Source organism: Paenibacillus donghaensis (assembly GCF_002192415.1).
Classification (GTDB): Bacteria; Bacillota; Bacilli; order Paenibacillales; family Paenibacillaceae; genus Paenibacillus_AQ; species Paenibacillus_AQ donghaensis.
On sequence record NZ_CP021780.1, the window covers coordinates 4,816,412 to 4,832,295 of the forward strand.

At 46.5% G+C, this 15,884-nt stretch carries 14 protein-coding genes; 4 read left to right on the forward strand and 10 right to left on the reverse strand.

The window, feature by feature from the left end; genetic code table 11:
- Positions 1-212 precede the first annotated feature (212 nt).
- On the reverse strand, positions 213-2,429 hold the full coding sequence (locus B9T62_RS22120) for a helix-turn-helix domain-containing protein (protein ID WP_157793964.1): 2,217 nt from the start codon (positions 2,427-2,429) through the stop codon (positions 213-215).
- Positions 2,430-2,744: 315 nt separating this feature from the next.
- The gene (locus B9T62_RS22125; protein ID WP_087920365.1) at positions 2,745-2,957 is read right to left on the reverse strand and encodes a helix-turn-helix domain-containing protein; all 213 of its coding nucleotides are present in this window, start codon (positions 2,955-2,957) and stop codon (positions 2,745-2,747) included.
- Here B9T62_RS22125 and B9T62_RS40820 point away from each other — a divergent pair.
- A complete protein-coding gene (locus B9T62_RS40820; protein ID WP_087917283.1) occupies positions 2,957-3,232 on the forward strand; it encodes a DUF6809 family protein in 276 nt (91 codons plus the stop codon). The two genes, B9T62_RS22125 and B9T62_RS40820, sit on opposite strands and share 1 nt — an antisense overlap.
- A gap of 277 nt (positions 3,233-3,509) precedes the next feature.
- Here the strand turns inward: B9T62_RS40820 and B9T62_RS22135 are convergent, their stop codons facing one another.
- Complete coding sequence (locus B9T62_RS22135) at positions 3,510-3,932, reverse strand: HIT family protein (RefSeq protein WP_087920366.1); 423 nt, start codon at positions 3,930-3,932, stop codon at positions 3,510-3,512.
- 622 nt (positions 3,933-4,554) lie between these two features.
- Positions 4,555-6,000: an aldehyde dehydrogenase gene (aldA, locus tag B9T62_RS22140; protein ID WP_281257642.1), complete on the reverse strand. Its 1,446-nt coding sequence runs from the start codon at positions 5,998-6,000 to the stop codon at positions 4,555-4,557.
- Between the two features lie 167 nt (positions 6,001-6,167).
- Between aldA and B9T62_RS22145 the strand changes: the two genes are divergently transcribed.
- Genes B9T62_RS22145 through B9T62_RS22155 form a run of 3 tightly spaced genes read left to right on the forward strand, consistent with a single transcriptional unit; the run spans position 6,168 to position 9,009 of the window.
- The gene (locus B9T62_RS22145; protein ID WP_087917284.1) at positions 6,168-6,911 is read left to right on the forward strand and encodes a (Fe-S)-binding protein; all 744 of its coding nucleotides are present in this window, start codon (positions 6,168-6,170) and stop codon (positions 6,909-6,911) included.
- A gap of 2 nt (positions 6,912-6,913) precedes the next feature.
- Positions 6,914-8,341, forward strand: coding sequence for a LutB/LldF family L-lactate oxidation iron-sulfur protein (locus B9T62_RS22150; RefSeq protein WP_087917285.1), 1,428 nt, complete (start codon positions 6,914-6,916; stop codon positions 8,339-8,341).
- Positions 8,338-9,009 carry a LutC/YkgG family protein gene (locus tag B9T62_RS22155; protein ID WP_087917286.1) on the forward strand — a complete coding sequence of 224 codons (672 nt, stop codon included), beginning with the start codon at positions 8,338-8,340 and terminating at the stop codon, positions 9,007-9,009. The genes B9T62_RS22150 and B9T62_RS22155 overlap by 4 nt, the downstream gene beginning before the upstream one ends.
- A 432-nt stretch (positions 9,010-9,441) precedes the next feature.
- On the opposite strand, the gene B9T62_RS22160 is transcribed toward B9T62_RS22155, so the two are convergent.
- From B9T62_RS22160 to B9T62_RS22185, 6 genes are all read right to left on the reverse strand, one after another.
- Positions 9,442-10,047, reverse strand: coding sequence for a DUF1349 domain-containing protein (locus tag B9T62_RS22160; RefSeq protein WP_087917287.1), 606 nt, complete (start codon positions 10,045-10,047; stop codon positions 9,442-9,444).
- A gap of 191 nt (positions 10,048-10,238) precedes the next feature.
- Entirely contained in the window at positions 10,239-11,141 is a 903-nt protein-coding gene (locus B9T62_RS22165) for a sugar phosphate isomerase/epimerase family protein (protein ID WP_087917288.1), read from the reverse strand.
- Positions 11,142-11,178: 37 nt separating this feature from the next.
- The gene (locus B9T62_RS22170) at positions 11,179-12,195 is read right to left on the reverse strand and encodes a LacI family DNA-binding transcriptional regulator (RefSeq protein WP_087920368.1); all 1,017 of its coding nucleotides are present in this window, start codon (positions 12,193-12,195) and stop codon (positions 11,179-11,181) included.
- Positions 12,196-12,269: 74 nt separating this feature from the next.
- Positions 12,270-13,844 carry a DUF3502 domain-containing protein gene (locus B9T62_RS22175; protein WP_087917289.1) on the reverse strand — a complete coding sequence of 525 codons (1,575 nt, stop codon included), beginning with the start codon at positions 13,842-13,844 and terminating at the stop codon, positions 12,270-12,272.
- A gap of 75 nt (positions 13,845-13,919) precedes the next feature.
- Positions 13,920-14,813 carry a carbohydrate ABC transporter permease gene (locus B9T62_RS22180; RefSeq protein ID WP_087917290.1) on the reverse strand — a complete coding sequence of 298 codons (894 nt, stop codon included), beginning with the start codon at positions 14,811-14,813 and terminating at the stop codon, positions 13,920-13,922.
- Positions 14,814-14,887: 74 nt separating this feature from the next.
- Positions 14,888-15,832, reverse strand: a complete 945-nt coding sequence (locus B9T62_RS22185; RefSeq protein WP_425436596.1) for an ABC transporter permease — start codon at positions 15,830-15,832, stop codon at positions 14,888-14,890.
- Between the last annotated feature and the right edge of the window lie 52 nt (positions 15,833-15,884).

The window sequence follows — 15,884 nt, forward strand, 5'->3', positions numbered from 1 at the left end:
CAATCCAAAGTTCCTCAAACCACACTCCAAATTCTAGAGTTTTGAAAACGCTTTTTCTATTGCAAGTTCATTCGAATCTTTATAGAATCTTTCACTCTTTCGTATAAAAATATAGAAATCATTACACAAAAACGGCCGCTGCTTGGAAAGTATCTCAAGGATACTCCAAACAACAGCCTATGAACCTCGTCTTTTTCCTTGTTTATGATTTACTAGTCTTTATCCAAGGACAGGGAATCCAGTGCTGCCAACCGCGAGTTCCGGTATTGAACGGGCGTTACCCCATAACGCGACTTGAACTTGCTGTGAAAATACTGAGGATTACGATATCCAACTTGCAATGCAATGGCCGCCACGGAGAGACGCGTCTCGGTACGCAACAGCTCTGCGGCCTTCTCCAGCCGTAGCCGGGTTACATATTCAGTAAAAGCTTCTTTTGTCCCTTCACTGAAGAGTGTGGAAATATAAGCGGGAGCGAGGGATACTTCCTTGGAAAGGATCTGCAGGGATAACTCTTCATGCAAATGATCTGCAATGTAAGTCTTCAGAGTGCGAATAATATCTGTATGCGCATGGTTGCCTGAATATTTCAAATGTTCCGCAATCTGCATGGAAAGTCTCCGTATCGCTTCGACCGTATCGGCGAGCGTATCTTTTTTCAATTCATCGAAGATATTCGAGTGCGGCAGAAAGTGCTGCAGCTTAAGCTCGAGTACAGATTGATACAACTGCATAATTAGCTGGAGCAGGGCCAACTCCGCCGTCTCAATCTGCATATTGCCATCCTGAATAACTCCCATGAAATGGTTGATAAAATCATTAACAGCCTCCTGGTTCCCTGCTTGCAATGCGTTCTTGAAATGATCATATTGAAACAGGTAAGGTACTGAATTCATCTTCATCACTCTGGAGTAGGCAATAATTGCATCCTTTCCATATAAAAAGTGATATCTGCCCGCCTGCTTGGCCATCTGATAAGAATCGGCTAGCTCTTCGGGGATTTCTACTATACTCCCAATAGCCGCGCCAAACCTCGACCCTTTCCCCGCAGCATACTGGACTTGCTGCAAATCGGCCATAATACTCCTTTCCGGGTCCTGCTCATGTGGAGGAATATAATAAACAATAGCTGCTTCCTTCTCATTCAAGGGAACCACTGTGCTGTGCAAAGACCGGTCCACCCGCTCATAACGCATCTTCAGACATTCACTGCCCTCCTCCGGAACTTGGAGATAGACTGCGCCATAGCGGTACCCCGGTTGAATGAATTGCTCGCAATCTATCTCCAGACTTACGCCAATCAAGAGGTTTTTCATATCATTTTTTCTCGCTTGTGTTTCCAGATTCACTATCTTTTCCTCCATCAGATGAAAGGTACTGCCAATAAACGCATATTCATTCCCCCGGAATGTGGCGGGACCTGTTGATTGTAGCCCCTTCACCTGCATAATCAGCTTCTTTACCGGAATATACAATTGTTTGGAGAAAAAAAACGACATTAAAAAGCCAAACAGAACTACCGCCCCGCAACTGATAAATAGACTTTCTTTCAACTGTTCGGAGGAGAGTACAAAAGAATTCATCGGGCGGTACATGGCGTAAGTCCAATTATGCGCCGAATGGACCGGCTCCAGATAGGAGAGGACGGCTTTGCCTTCTGACTCCTCTATAATCTGTTCTCCGTTTCGCCGGTTGTGAATCGTTTCCTTCAGCAATCCGCCTAAAACTTCATCATACTCACCGGTGTGAAGAACCGCCTGGCCGGAAGGATTGAAGATATACAGCCGGTCAGCCGTAGAACTGAGCATTTGGGCGGCCGCCGTCTGAAGATAATCCATTCCTACATCGATGAAAAAGTACCCCATGGTCGGCACACCGGGTGTCTCATAAGGCAGTTTAATCACATAGGTCATCACCTGGCTTCCATCCGCCAATGTCCGGAACATCCATTCTTTGGGCTTCACCCCGTTCAGCTGTAAGATAAACGCCGCTTCTTCCGAATTTTCAGTCTTCATATAAAAATTACTGGCATCCACCACATAATTTTTGCCCGGAAAATAAACCGTGACATTACTGAGCCCTTCATTTTCGATCCTGTAAAAGTCAAGATCCTGCCGGAAGGAAGCGATACGGCTCAAATTCCCCTCCCAGCTCTTGTTTAACAGCAGATTCAAATTGAAATTTTCCTGGATAAACCGGATGGAAAGAGCTTTGTTCTGCAGATTGTCTTCATATTTCTCTAATACCGTCTGTTCGATATAATTCTTAGCCGAATTCAGCCGGTTCTGATTATCTTTAACAATCTCATCCTCCATGATTCCGTTGGTTTGTGTATACCAATAACCTCCCATAATGCCAATCAGCACAACGCACAGGATGGTGTAAGACATGATAAACCTTATAAAGATGGTTTTTTTATATTCGGGCATATACATCATCCCCCCTCTTTGATACAGTGTCAGGCACTTCCCGGACAAAATGATAGCGCTATCATTAATCTGCAGGTAATGAAATGTCCTTAAGGCTTAACCTATCAAAATCATCCTCCGAAATCCAGTGTAATATCATTAAATTCATTCTAATTTCTTTCACTGAGGCGGATTGACACGAAGTGGTGTAGATAGATATCTTTCAACTACCTCAGAATACGAAAAACTGCCCAACACCCACTTCCATGGCTATTGGACAGCTCGTTTTAAGACAGACCCAATTATTCATTTCTCATTAATACAATCCAAGAATCATCATTCTTCAGGCTCATACTCAATCAAATCCGAAAGCTTACACTTGAACGTATCACACAGCTTAAACAAGGTCTCCAACTTAATGGATTCAAGATTTGTTTCTCTATATAGTTTGTTAATCGAGTTTCGGCTCAGCCCGGACCGGTCCATTAACTCGGTTATGTCGTCTATTCGGTGTTCAGCCATTAGCACTCTCAGGTTGCTTTTCAACAATTCCGTTCCCTCCAGCTTATGATTCGCATCGCTTAGAAACGTTATACAGTACCCTTTCCCGTTCAAACCCTGATTATACTGAGTTGTCCGCAGAATGTAACTCCTGTATCCAACAAATCAAGCAAGCTGTCCCTGATGAAATGCAGCACACTCTATTCCTGTACGAAGACGCCCAGATTTCTCTTCAATCTATCCTTGAGAGCAGCATTTATTTGCAGGGCTTTAAAGATGCACTTCATCTCTTCAGTGAGCTTCAAGGCACCTCTGGAAATTGACTCCTCCAAATACTGAACCAGTACTCTACATGATGTACTCACTACCCTTATAAATTCGGCCTCATCTTTACATTTCCTTCTTAATGATTAAGGGAACCTTATTTCCAAGCACAAAGCTAAAGCCCAAGTAATTCCTTAGAATCTAATTATTCTCTCTGAGAACGTTAAATCGAAAGAATTCATAAAAAAAGACCTAATCGCCCCACACAGAACCGAAAAACACCTGCGGCTGTGTATGGAACGAACCACTTAGGTCATGTCCGATCGAATCAGTACATTATAAATGCTTTTTAATCTGCGCTATCATTTCAGCATATTCTTCGTCGTTTAAATAGGTATCGCCAGGGTTCATTTGGAAGGTGGAACCCCAGTCCTTCTGGTCTTCATATTTAGGGACGATGTGCATGTGAAGGTGATGCAGCTTATCTCCGTAAGCTCCATAATTCAGTTTATCTGGCCCAAAAGCCTTGTCCATAGCTGCAGCCACTTTTTGGACATCATTCATGAATGCCGATAATTCTTCTGTTGTGAGCAGAAATAGCTCCTTTACGTGATCCTTATATACAACATTGCATCTGCCTTTATACGTTTGCTCTTTGAACAGAAATACGGTCGAAACCTCCAGCTGACCCACCTCAATCATAAGGTTGTCCCGTCTTTCATCCTCCATACAATACATACAGTCGTTATTTTTCTTCATGTCCTGCATCCTTTCTCCCTGTGGATTATGTACAGCTCTATCCTGCTCCTAAAATCTGCTGTCTACTATTAAAAGAGTTACACTAATAGTTACTATTTAGGTCCCAGTAGGATAGGAGCAGCAAAGTCTGATCACCACCTAAGTCCAGCTACCGATTTAAGTGCAGATACGCATCTAATTCGCCGATTTTTTCCGTTTTGGAGCAAATAAGTGCAAAAACACATCTAATTTAGGATTTTTAACGCTAAATAGGAATTTTAACCTAAAATAGTTGCGGATTCGCACTTATTTGTCTAATAACAGCACTTCCAGCTTAAATTAAATGCACTTTTGCATCTAATTTCATAAGGCTCAAAACCAAAATCAGCGGTTGACTATAAGAGTGAACAGAGCGTAGGGTCGGAGGTATTCTGGAGAAACGATAGTGTTCGCCTTTAAAGACCGATTTCAACCTATAATCCTATTCCAATCAAGAAATCGGGCTTTAACAGCGATCGCAAGAACCCTCCGAACCCGTAGCGGCTTCATTCACAGATAGCAACCGCTGATTTTAAGATTGAGCCATTAAAAATACGGCCCTTTCGGGCCGTATCGGATACTTGCCTATTCATCTGCAGCTGATCTAATTGATCGATTTGTCATACTGCAGATAGACAACGTGAGTCTGCAGATATTCGTTTAACCCATGTTTGCCGTCAGCGCCGCCGATGCCGGATTTCCGCCAGCCGGCATGGAAGCCTTGCATCGCTTCAAAGTTCTCGCGGTTAATATAGGTTTCCCCGTATTTGAGACGTTTGATAACTTTCATAGCAACGTTCAGATTCTGGGTATATAGCGAAGAGGTCAATCCAAACTCACTGTCATTGGCGAGTGCAATCGCTTCATCCAGGTTAGAGAAAGAAATGATGGGGATCACCGGTCCGAAAATTTCCTCCTGCACGATTTCCATATCATTGGTGGCATCGGTAATCACCGTCGGCTCAAAGAAGCTGCCTGCTCCTTCTACCTTTTTACCGCCCAAGGCAATTGTGGCCCCTTCTTCTACTGCGCGGTCCACCTTCTGCTGCACGGAATCCTGTGCCGCTTTGTTAATCAGCGGACCCATATGGATATCCTTATCCTTCAGCGGATCGCCATACTTCACCGCCTTCATGGCCTCAACCAGACGGGTGGTGAATTCATCCTTGATCTTCTCATGCACATAGACCCGCTCCGCACAGTTGCAGACCTGACCTGTATTGATCACCCGGGAATCCACAATCGCCTTGATTGCCAGATCCAGATCGGCATCCTCCATGACAATGGCAGGCGCCTTGCCGCCAAGTTCCAGACTGACCTTGATGATATTCTCGGCAGCCGCCTGCATCACCTTCTGCCCGGCCGGAACGCTGCCCGTAAGACTGACCATCCCGACCTTTGGGTTGCTGGCCAATTCATTGCCGACCTCTCCGCCTCTGCCCGTAATCAGGTTGAACACCCCTTTGGGAAGGCCGGCTTTGTCAACAATTTGGCTAAAGGCCACAGCATTGTTTGGAGATTCAGCACTAGGCTTGACTACAATCGTATTTCCGGTGATTAGAGCCGGTGCCATTTTTCTGGCGATAAGAAAGAAAGGGAAATTCCACGGCAGAATGCCTGTTGTTACCCCAATCGCCCGTTTAAAAACAAAAATATTCTCATTATCACGATCACTCTGAACAATTTCTCCTTCATAGCGGCGTGCCCATTCTGCCATATAATCCATGTAGTCCGCTGTAAAGTTAACCTCTACCGTGGACAATTCCAAAGTCTTGCCTACTTCTTCTGAAATCAGTCTGGCAAGGGCATCAACCTCGGCCCGAATCCCATCGGCAATTGCATGAAGGTACTTGCCTCTCTCTACCGCAGGTGTTTCTTCCCAGGCAGACTGTGCTGCTTCCGCTGCATCAATAGCACGAACCACATCATTCCTTGTAGCTTTGGGAACCTGTGAAATGACTTCATCTGTGGATGGATTGGTTACATTCATCCACTCTTTGCCTTCTGATTCTGTAAACTGGCCATTGATATACATCAAATGCTTTTCCACTGTCTCTCCCCCTCAAGGTAGATAATTCCACTCGCTCTTTACACATTGTAAACGCTGTCAACATTTTTTGTCAACAACATTCACATTTTTTATTTGTTTTTGTGTTGTTTTTCATTGACTTATTGAGTTAAGCTATTCTTATTAAGGTTGCGATGGGAGGTAGAGGAATGAAAGTCAGTATTTTTTCGACTTGTTTAGTTGACCTTATGACCCCGAATGTCGGAATAGCTATGGTTGAAGTTCTCGAGAGGCTGGGCTGTGAAATCGATTATCCGGCTTCGCAGGTGTGCTGCGGTCAACCCACATATAACAGCGGCTATCTGGAAGATTCTAAGCTTGCTATGAAGAACATGATGCTTGCCTTTGAGAACTCCGATTATGTCGTGGGTCCGTCCGGCTCCTGTATCGCTATGTTTCATGAATACCCGAAAATATTCAGAGGAGATCCAGAGTGGGAATTGAAAGCGGTTGCTTTAAAAGAGAAATCTTATGAGTTCACCCAGTTCATTGTACGGGTGCTTGGCATTACCGATGTTGGTGCAAGGCTTGAAGGAACCGCCACCTACCACCGTTCCTGCCATATGACAAGACTGCTGGGAGAAAAGGAAACCCCCTTCCAATTGCTTGAACAGGTAAAGGGACTGCAGCTGGAGCCGCTCAAAAACAGCGATAATTGCTGCGGCTTTGGTGGAACCTTTTCGGTGAAAATGCCGGAAATCTCCGAGCAAATGGTCGATGAAAAATGCGGTTGTGTCGTCGAAACCGGAGCGGACATTCTAATCAGCGCAGATATGGGATGCCTGTTGAATATTGGTGGCCGCCTGTCCCGCAAGGGTCAACCCGTAAAAATAATGCACATTGCAGAAGTGCTGAACCATCAACAGGCTGCTGCTGCTAAAGGAGGAAGCTAAACTTGAGCCTGCAAACAGATAAACGGAATTTCAGCGAACGGAGTACAGAAGGCCTCGGTGATACTTTCATGAGAAGCGCAGTAAGTTCAGCTCAGGACAGCCTTAAGACCAGACGCCTGTCAGCCGCCACCTCTCTTGGGGATTGGGAGCAGTGGCGTACCCTAGGTCAGCAAATCCGCCAGCACACTTTGCAGAATCTGGATTATTACCTGGAGCAACTGGCAACTAACATTGAGAACAAGGGCGGACATATCTATTTTGCCAAAACCAAAGAACAAGCGAGCAGCTATATCCGGGACATCATTGTACAAAAAAAGGCTAAAAAAATCGTCAAATCCAAATCGATGGTAACCGAGGAAATTGAAATGAACCGTGTCCTGATTGAAGCCGGCTGCGAGCTGATCGAAACCGATCTGGGTGAATATATCCTCCAAATCGATGATTGGGACCCGCCTTCGCATATTGTGGCCCCTGCGCTGCATAAAGACCGGAGGCAAATCCATAGAGTATTCACAGAGAAGCTTGGATATACCGGCGACGAAAGTCCCGAGAACCTCGCCCGTTTCGCAAGGACGGTACTGCGGCAGAAGTTTCTGGATGCGGATGTCGGGATCACAGGCTGCAACTTTGCCGTCGCTAATCTGGGAGCCATTAATCTGGTTACCAATGAAGGCAACGGGGATCTCACAGCCGCCATACCGAAGACGCATATTGCTGTGATGGGCATGGAACGAATCGTGCCCACGCTGGAGGAGATGGAGGTGCTGGATAATCTGCTCTGCCGAAGTGCCGTAGGGCAGAAATTGACCAGCTATATTACCGTGATGGGACCCTCGGCAACCGGGGAGACGGATGGTCCCGAAGAGTTCCATTTAGTTGTAGTGGACAACGGCCGCTCCGATATTCTGGGAAGCGAATTCAACGAAGCCCTGCAGTGCATCCGCTGCGGTGCCTGTCTTAATGTCTGCCCTGTCTACCGTCATATTGGCGGGCATGCCTACGGCTCCATTTATCCAGGTCCGATTGGAGCTGTACTCACCCCACTGCTGGGTGGATACGATGACTACAAAGAGCTTCCTTTCGCCTCCAGCCTGTGTGGAGCATGTACAGATGTCTGCCCGGTTAAGATCCCGCTTCACGAGCAGCTTATCATGCACCGTCAGAAAATCGTGGAGGAAAAAAGAACCGGTGCCATGGAAAGACTCCAAATGAAGACGGCAAGCCGTCTGCTGTCTTCTCCAGCTTTGTTCGGCAAAGCACTGCGGTTTGCGAACCCGGCAAGCCAGCTGATAAGCAAGCATGGACGAATTATAAGAGGACCGGGCCTGGTCCGCGGCTGGATCAACGCTCGTGATCTTAGCCAACCGGTCAAGCAGCAGGACAGCTTCCGTGCCTGGCTTGACAAACGTAAAGGAGGAGCTGACAAATGACGGCATCCAACAAGGATTCTTTTCTAAACACCATCGCCTCTAAGCTGGGGCGAGAACGTAGATATGACGTTCAGCGACCCGACATGCAGGACTTGATCCCACACAGCTATGGCAGTTTAACAACTGACGATCTGATAGAGATTCTTAAGGAGCAGTGCTTGTTCATCCACACTCAGGTGATAGAATCGAATCCAGAGATCTTGCAGAGAACCTTGGATGATCTGATACAGGCGAATGGCGGAGGCATGGTAATCACTTCCGGAGATGCACGGTTTGGCGAATATAAGTTAACATTCCCGGATTCGTTCGTCTGGGAAGAAGCGGCTGGAAGGGAGCAGAATATTATCCGCTCCGAATCGGCCAATACCGCGATTATCTTCGCCGACTATGCACTGGCTGAGTCAGCAACGATTGTCGTGGAGAGTCGCCCCGATCAAGGACGCTCCCTCCATTTTCTGCCTGCCCATTATATTGCGATTATTGAGAAAAAAAGGCTTGTGCTTCGCTCCACTCAGGCAGCAGCAGCTCTAAACCGGCGAATTGAAGCCGGAGAGCCGATAGGTTCATCCATTAATTTCATCTCCGGTCCTTCTAACTCTGCCGATATTGAAATGCAGCTTGTTGTAGGGGTTCATGGTCCCTTGAGAGCCACTTATGTGCTTATTTAGCTTATATAAGGGTGGTGTCCCGGAATTGGGATACCGTCCTAACGGACGGATCGCGAAGTAGTGCTAACGTGGAGTGAGTAGATGGATGTACGTGCGGGTGAGTGGATGGGCGTAAGTGCATATGCTCGGGACGTGCGCGGTGTGTAAAATACCTGCAATAATACATCTTTTCTAGCCGCCAGCACCAGCAATACTCAAATACCTGCGAAAGTGCATCCTTTTTCGAGCCAAACCGCCTTTGGAGTAACTTTAGTCTGAAAGACCTGCACTTTTGCAGGCATTCTTCTTAATTCGCAGGTTTTCTGCCAAAAGCCTGTACATTTACAGGTTTCCCCCGGAACGTACAAGGAGCTGTCTCTCTTGTAGAAATCTACTTCTGAGACAGCCCCAACGAATAACATCCATATAATTCTGTATGTAGCTGTTTGAGGCTTATTCGCCAGATCGGATATTCTTTACCGTCTTATTTATCAATGACAAGTTTTGAAAAATCCGCTCTCCGCCTTGGCCCGTTGGTGCCTGCGCTACAAGACCAACCTTAAGGGTCTTATCCACCGGCAAACTGAAGAATCGCATCATATCAAACTTGATCCCATCAAGCGAATAATGGAAAGAGAATGCATTATCTACTCTTGCAACCTGTAGCCATACTGTATTCCCGTTAATATTGCAGCCATTGGCGTCATCTGAAGTATGATTGGTTACAACGCTAACTACAGCATGTGTATCAAAGTCTGTCTTTTCAAAGCATGCTTTGGCCCATACTTGAAAATCCTGCATCACCATAATCGTCGCCGAATCATAAATATCCTTGAAATCATGCGAAACCTGAACACGCATAACAAAATCTCCGGTTACCTCTTTGTAATAAAATGGTGCATTGCATAGGCTTTCCGGGGTAATTCCTGTTTCGGAAATGGCACCATTATTACAGAAGAAATCCGTTTCAGCTGGCGCTTCAATAATCAGTTTGTCAGCTACAAAGTTTGCATTGCTTTTGTTAATCCACTCAAAATCATCAAAGATTGATTGTTTCATTTGAAATTCTCCTTTGATTGTTTTTTATACCCTTGTAAGCACTCTCTTTCTATTATACTTCTTCAGCTTGTTGGCGTTAATCCTAAATTACTAGCCTCTCCACTGTGTAAGCGGGAAGCGAATCTACAATCATTAAAAAGCAAGAAGGCTGTCCCCAGTCCTAGAAAATCGACTTGGGGGCAGCCCCGTTCTTATGGCGTCGGTACTACTACCGGATTAGGCACGAAGCTGCCGCCACGGCAATACTTCAAATAATTCAGCGCATGGACTTGGCCAGTCATTTCAAGCTCGTCACGGTAAACAGGGTCATGCCAGCCCTCGATATCGATTGTGCCCTTGTAGCCGGCCTGGCGCAGGATGGTGATCACATCGACCCAGTTGGTATCCCCGAAGCCAGGGGTCCGGTCCCACACATAAGGCTTCGGACCATGGATGCCGTATTCCTTAATGATATCCCAGGCGATGGTGGCATCCTTGCCATGCACATGGAATACCTTGTCCACCCATTTGCGCAGCTGTGGAATCGGATCAATCAGTGCAATCATCTGGTGGCAGGGCTCCCATTCCAGCCCCAGGTTGTCTGCCGGAACGGCATTGAACATCTTCTCCCAGGCTGAAGGATTGTGGGCAATGTTCCACTCGCCGCTCTGCCAGTTCCCGCCCATGGCGCAATTCTCAAAAGCAATCCGAAGACCCCGGTCAGCTGCTCTCTTCGCCAGTTCTCCGAACACCTCTGTAAACCTCGGTATGGACTCATCAATGAATAGGCCGGGCAGACGGCCGGTGAAGCCGCTTATAATATCTGTGCCGAATAAATGGGCATGATCAATCAAACGCTCCCAGCTGGCGAGTGTGTCGGCATTGTCGCCCGCAGCTGCGAGCGGATTGCCATAGATGCCAACGGAAGAGATGACGAAATCATGCTCAGCCGCCAGTTCCCTCAGTCTTGCAGCGGTTTCTACAAGATTGGTTTCGCCAGTGGTCTGCCAGAAATTCAGGTTAAACGATTCGAATCCATGCTGAACAATTTGCGGAATAACAGTGACGGCTTCTCCGCCACGTACGATCGTACCTATTCTCAACGTATCTTGCATAATGAATACCACTCCAATAACGGTTTATAGTCAGCTCTTAACGAGCTGTGATCATCTTGCAGGAGCCACGTTTGAGCAATACCGCATCGTAGACAATATGCTGATTGCCTGACTGCTCGGAAATCAGGTCAAACAGAACGCCCACGCTGGATAATGCCATTTCCGTACCCGGCTGGCTGATCGTATCCAGGGAAGGATGATAATATTCAGCCATCTCGATCCCGTCAAATCCAATGATGGAGATGTCATCCGGGATAGACAGACCCGCGGTAAGCACAGCTTTGGCCGCACCGATCGCAATCGTGTCGGAAGCGGCAAAAATAGCCGTAAGTCCCTTGTTCTTGTTGAGCAGTTTTCGTGCGGCGTTAAATCCCGAGCTGGGGCTGTATTCACAATCCTCAACCAGCCCGGCATCATAGGGCAGCCCCTGCTCTTCCAATGCTTTTTTGTAGCCCAAATACCGGCGGTTACCCGTGGTTTCATCCAATAAAGGAGACTTAGCCAGGAAACCGATATTCCTGTGCCCGAGTGAGATCAAATAATTGGTAGCCTTATACGCCTCCCTCAATTCATTAATGATGACACTGGAGAAGATGGCAGGGTCCACCTGCTGCGTGGAGGTGATCGTCGTCAGCACAAAAGGAATCGTCAGTTGCTTGAACTTCTCTTCGGAATGGTTATAGGTTCCGCCCATAAAGATAATCCCGCACAGATTCTTCTCCTTCGCCAATTGAATCGCTGCATTGATCTCATCCGTTCCATCCTCTACCTGCTGGATAAGAAACGGGTAACCCCGCAGATTGACCTGCCGTTCGATTTCTCTGATCATATTGGCGAAGAAGGGATTGGTAATCCCCTTGACCATGAGTGCAATGTTCTTGGATTGCGTAGTTTTCAAATTCTGCGCGTTGGAATTGGGAATATAATTGTATTCCTTGACCACATTCAGAACCCTCTCCCGTGTTTCCTTGCTCACCAGTCCCTTATTGTTGATCACCCTGGAGACCGTCGAGATGCCAACACCGGAAATCCGCGCGATATCCTTGATATTCACGTTCACTATACTCCCCCATTTACGGGTAAAGGAGCTATATATAACTATAGCTCCCTCACATCTTTTAACTTGCTTTAGTTGACAGGTACAAATTCTGCCAATTGCTTCTGTACTTCGGCAATGACCTTGTCAATTCCTGCTTTTTTCAGTTGATTGCGGTAATCCGCAACTGCTTCTTTAGGGGCTTTGCTTGTTTTGCCAAGCATCAGCTGGATACCAAGCTGTGAATTCACGTTGGAGATGGCGGCAATTTCCGTAGTCACATTCGCCGGATCAAAGCTAAAACCATTGTATGGATCATCAATCGCCACTTTATCCCATTCAGCGAACAAGGTGTTGCGGACAGGATTTTCCGTATCACTTGGAACCACGAATTTGTCATTTCTCAAAGACCAGGCAGCGAAACCTCCGCCGTCCTTCTTTTCATCAAAGCCTGGAGGGTTCTTCTTGACTCCGTCTTCCATGACGTATTGTACGCCTTCCATGCCGTATTGAATGAGGTTGTAATAGCTCTCATCGGTCATAAACTTCTCAATGACCATCAGAGCACGTTCCGGATTGGATGAATTGGTGCTGATCACGGTCGAGTTGTCTACGCCCATCTTGCGTTTGATTTTCTTGTTGGCCTCAGCGAATGTGAAGAAGTAAGGATCTGAATCCGGCTGCGCCAGTAAATCTGCTCCATATTGGCCGATCCAGTCCTGGGCATGAGTCAAATAACCTGCGGAGTTTGCTGCCCGGAAGTTATCCTTGCTACCAAGGGTTGCGGACAGAACATCTTTACTCCAATAGCCTTTATCCGCCCACTCGCGCATCTTCACAGCCCAATCCTCAAATTCCTGGGTGTAGGCCGGATGGAAGACCGTTTTGTAGTCTTCTGGACTTTTGGTCACCAGATTCAGTTCATTCAAGGAAATGCCAGGTGCATTCAGCCACATATCCGTGGTGTCTACCAGCATTCTGAACATATTCGCCGCATCTTCAGCTTTGCCGTTCATCGGCGGGAAGGATTCATTGGCAACCACATTATCCATATATTTAACGAGATCATCAATAGAGGTGATTTTTTCCATTCCGTATTTCTTCAGCAAGTCAGAACGGTAAGCATAACCGGCAGGAGTATACTCGCTGTAAAGACTCGGAACACCATAAATCTTGCCTTTATATTTGGTATTTTCCCAGACACTTGCAGGAATTTCCGCCTTCAACTTAGGAGCAACTGTGTCAAGCATCTCGGTGATGTCCACCAGAGCGTCTTCACTTGCCAATGTAAAGTAGGAAACCGGAGCTCCAGGAGAAGCATGCGACATATCAAACTTTTCACCTGAAGCGAACAACAGCGGGTATTTGGTAGCAATATCGGGCCAATCAATATACTTCACTTCAAGGGTAGCGTTCAGATCAGCCTTCAGCTTTTTATTAATCTCAGCCAGAATTTCCTTGTTCCGAACCCCTTCACTGCCCCACAGGTAGTAGACCAAATTCGCTTCTTTCGATGTGTCCACACCACCAGTGTTCGTAGTAGTTTCTGGAGTTCCAGTAGTTGCTGGAGAAGTGCTGGTCTCATTATTCTTGGATGAACAGGCTGTCAATACCCCGCTAAGCATGAGGACAGCGATTAAAGAAGACATAATTTTTTTACCTTTCATTAGGTAAGCCTCCCTTTTCTTTTCTATTTATGAATCTTTCATTTATAATAAACGCCCCCTAAGGGAAGACGTCCATTAACCCTTTACAGCCCCGATGGTAAGGCCAGTTACGAAATAACGCTGCACGAATGGATACAGAAGAATGATTGGCCCCGTGGCCAGAACAGCAGTTGCCATCTTGATGGATTGCGTCGGAAGATCAGCCGTATTAATAACAGCCCCCGAGTTGATCAGATTCCCAAGGTTGGTCTGGTTGACCATTCGCTGCAAAAAGTATTGGAGCGGATATTTGGCGGGAGTATCCATATACAACATCCCGTTATACCACTCATTCCAGAAGCCCAGAGCCGAGAACAGGCCAATGGTAGCCAGGGAAGGAACCGCCAAGGGAACAAAGATCCGCCAGTAGATATGGAAGTCGCCTGCACCGTCAATGGTAGCGGATTCATATAAGGAATCGGGAATCGCCTTCATGAAATTGCGCATCAGGAAGATGGACCAGGCGCCTACCACTGCCGGCAGAATCATGGCGAACAAGCTGTCCTTCAGATGGAGGTGCTTGACCATCAGAATGTACGTTGGGATCAAGCCGCCGCTAAAGAGCGTCGTGAAGTAAATCAAGAAGGAAAAGAAGTTGCGGTATTTGAAATCCTTGCGGTTGAGCACAAACCCGGCCATCGACATCATAAACAGTCCAAGCACGGTCCCGATTACGGTGATAAAAATAGTTACCTGGTAAGCATTCACCAGTTGGGTAGAATTGCTAAGCAGCATCTCATAAGCTTTGAAGGAAAATTCCTTCGGCAGCAGCTTGTAGCCCTCGCGGACGATTTCCTGCTCATTCATGAACGAGGAGGAGATCATTAGAGCAAAAGGAAATACACAAATCAGCGCAAAGACGGTGATGCAAACATAGCTGATCCCTTTAATTAAGATACTGCCGGAGTCCTGTTTGGTTGTATTTTCCATTATTCTCACCCCTGTTTCTTATCTGGACCAAGTAGAAACGGCTTATAGCGCAAAGCCTATGAATTCTTATATTTTTAGAATAATGCGCTGTCCGGTTCAACCTTGCGTACGATAAAGTTAACCACCAGCACCAGAATCAGACCGAATAAGGATTGGTAGAAGCCCACTGCCGCACCCATGGAGAAGTTGAACTGCCCTACCAAGGAACGGAAGACATACGTATCAATGATATCCGTCTGCGGATACAGCACGGAGTTGGTACCGATCAGGTTATAGAACAGGTCGAAGGAGCCTTTGAGAATCCCGCCCATCCCGAACAGCAGCAGCAGAATAAAGGTTGGCTTCAGAATGGGCAAGGTCATGTACCGAATCCGCTGCCAGGTGGTGGCCCCATCCATATAGGCTGCCTCATACAAATCATGATTAATTCCTGTAATAGTTGCCAGATAGACGATCATGCCGTAGCCGGTTCCGGCCCAGATTTTGAAGGCTACAATGATATATTTCCAGATGCCCGGATCAGAGTAGAACTCGTAACGGTCCAGCCCGGCGCTCGCAAACATTGTATTAATAAACCCGGAGTTGAAATTGAAGATATTGTAGGCAAATACACCGACGATAACCATGGAAATGAAGTTGGGAAGTAGAATGACCGACTGGGAGACCTTCTTGAACCATTTGCCCGATATTTCGGACAGCATAATGGCAAACACAATTTGAATGACATTGCCCAAGACGAGGAAGACAAGATTATAGAGCAGTGTATTTTTCGTAATATTCCAGAGATCACCATTCTGAATCAAGAACTCGAAGTTCTTCATCCCGATGAAATTACTTCCAAAAATACCCTTATTGAGATTGTAATCCACAAATGCAACATATGCCCCAGGCATTACCGCATAGTTAAAGATCACGAAATACAGTATCACAGGCAGCAGCATGAGAAAAAGAATTTTGTTCTTTATCAACTCCCTGACAATATTCCCACCTGTATGCTTTAATCTTGTCAATGATCCCACCTCCAATTTAACGATAAAGAGCGTACCGGACGGTATAGAAACGTTTCCATCA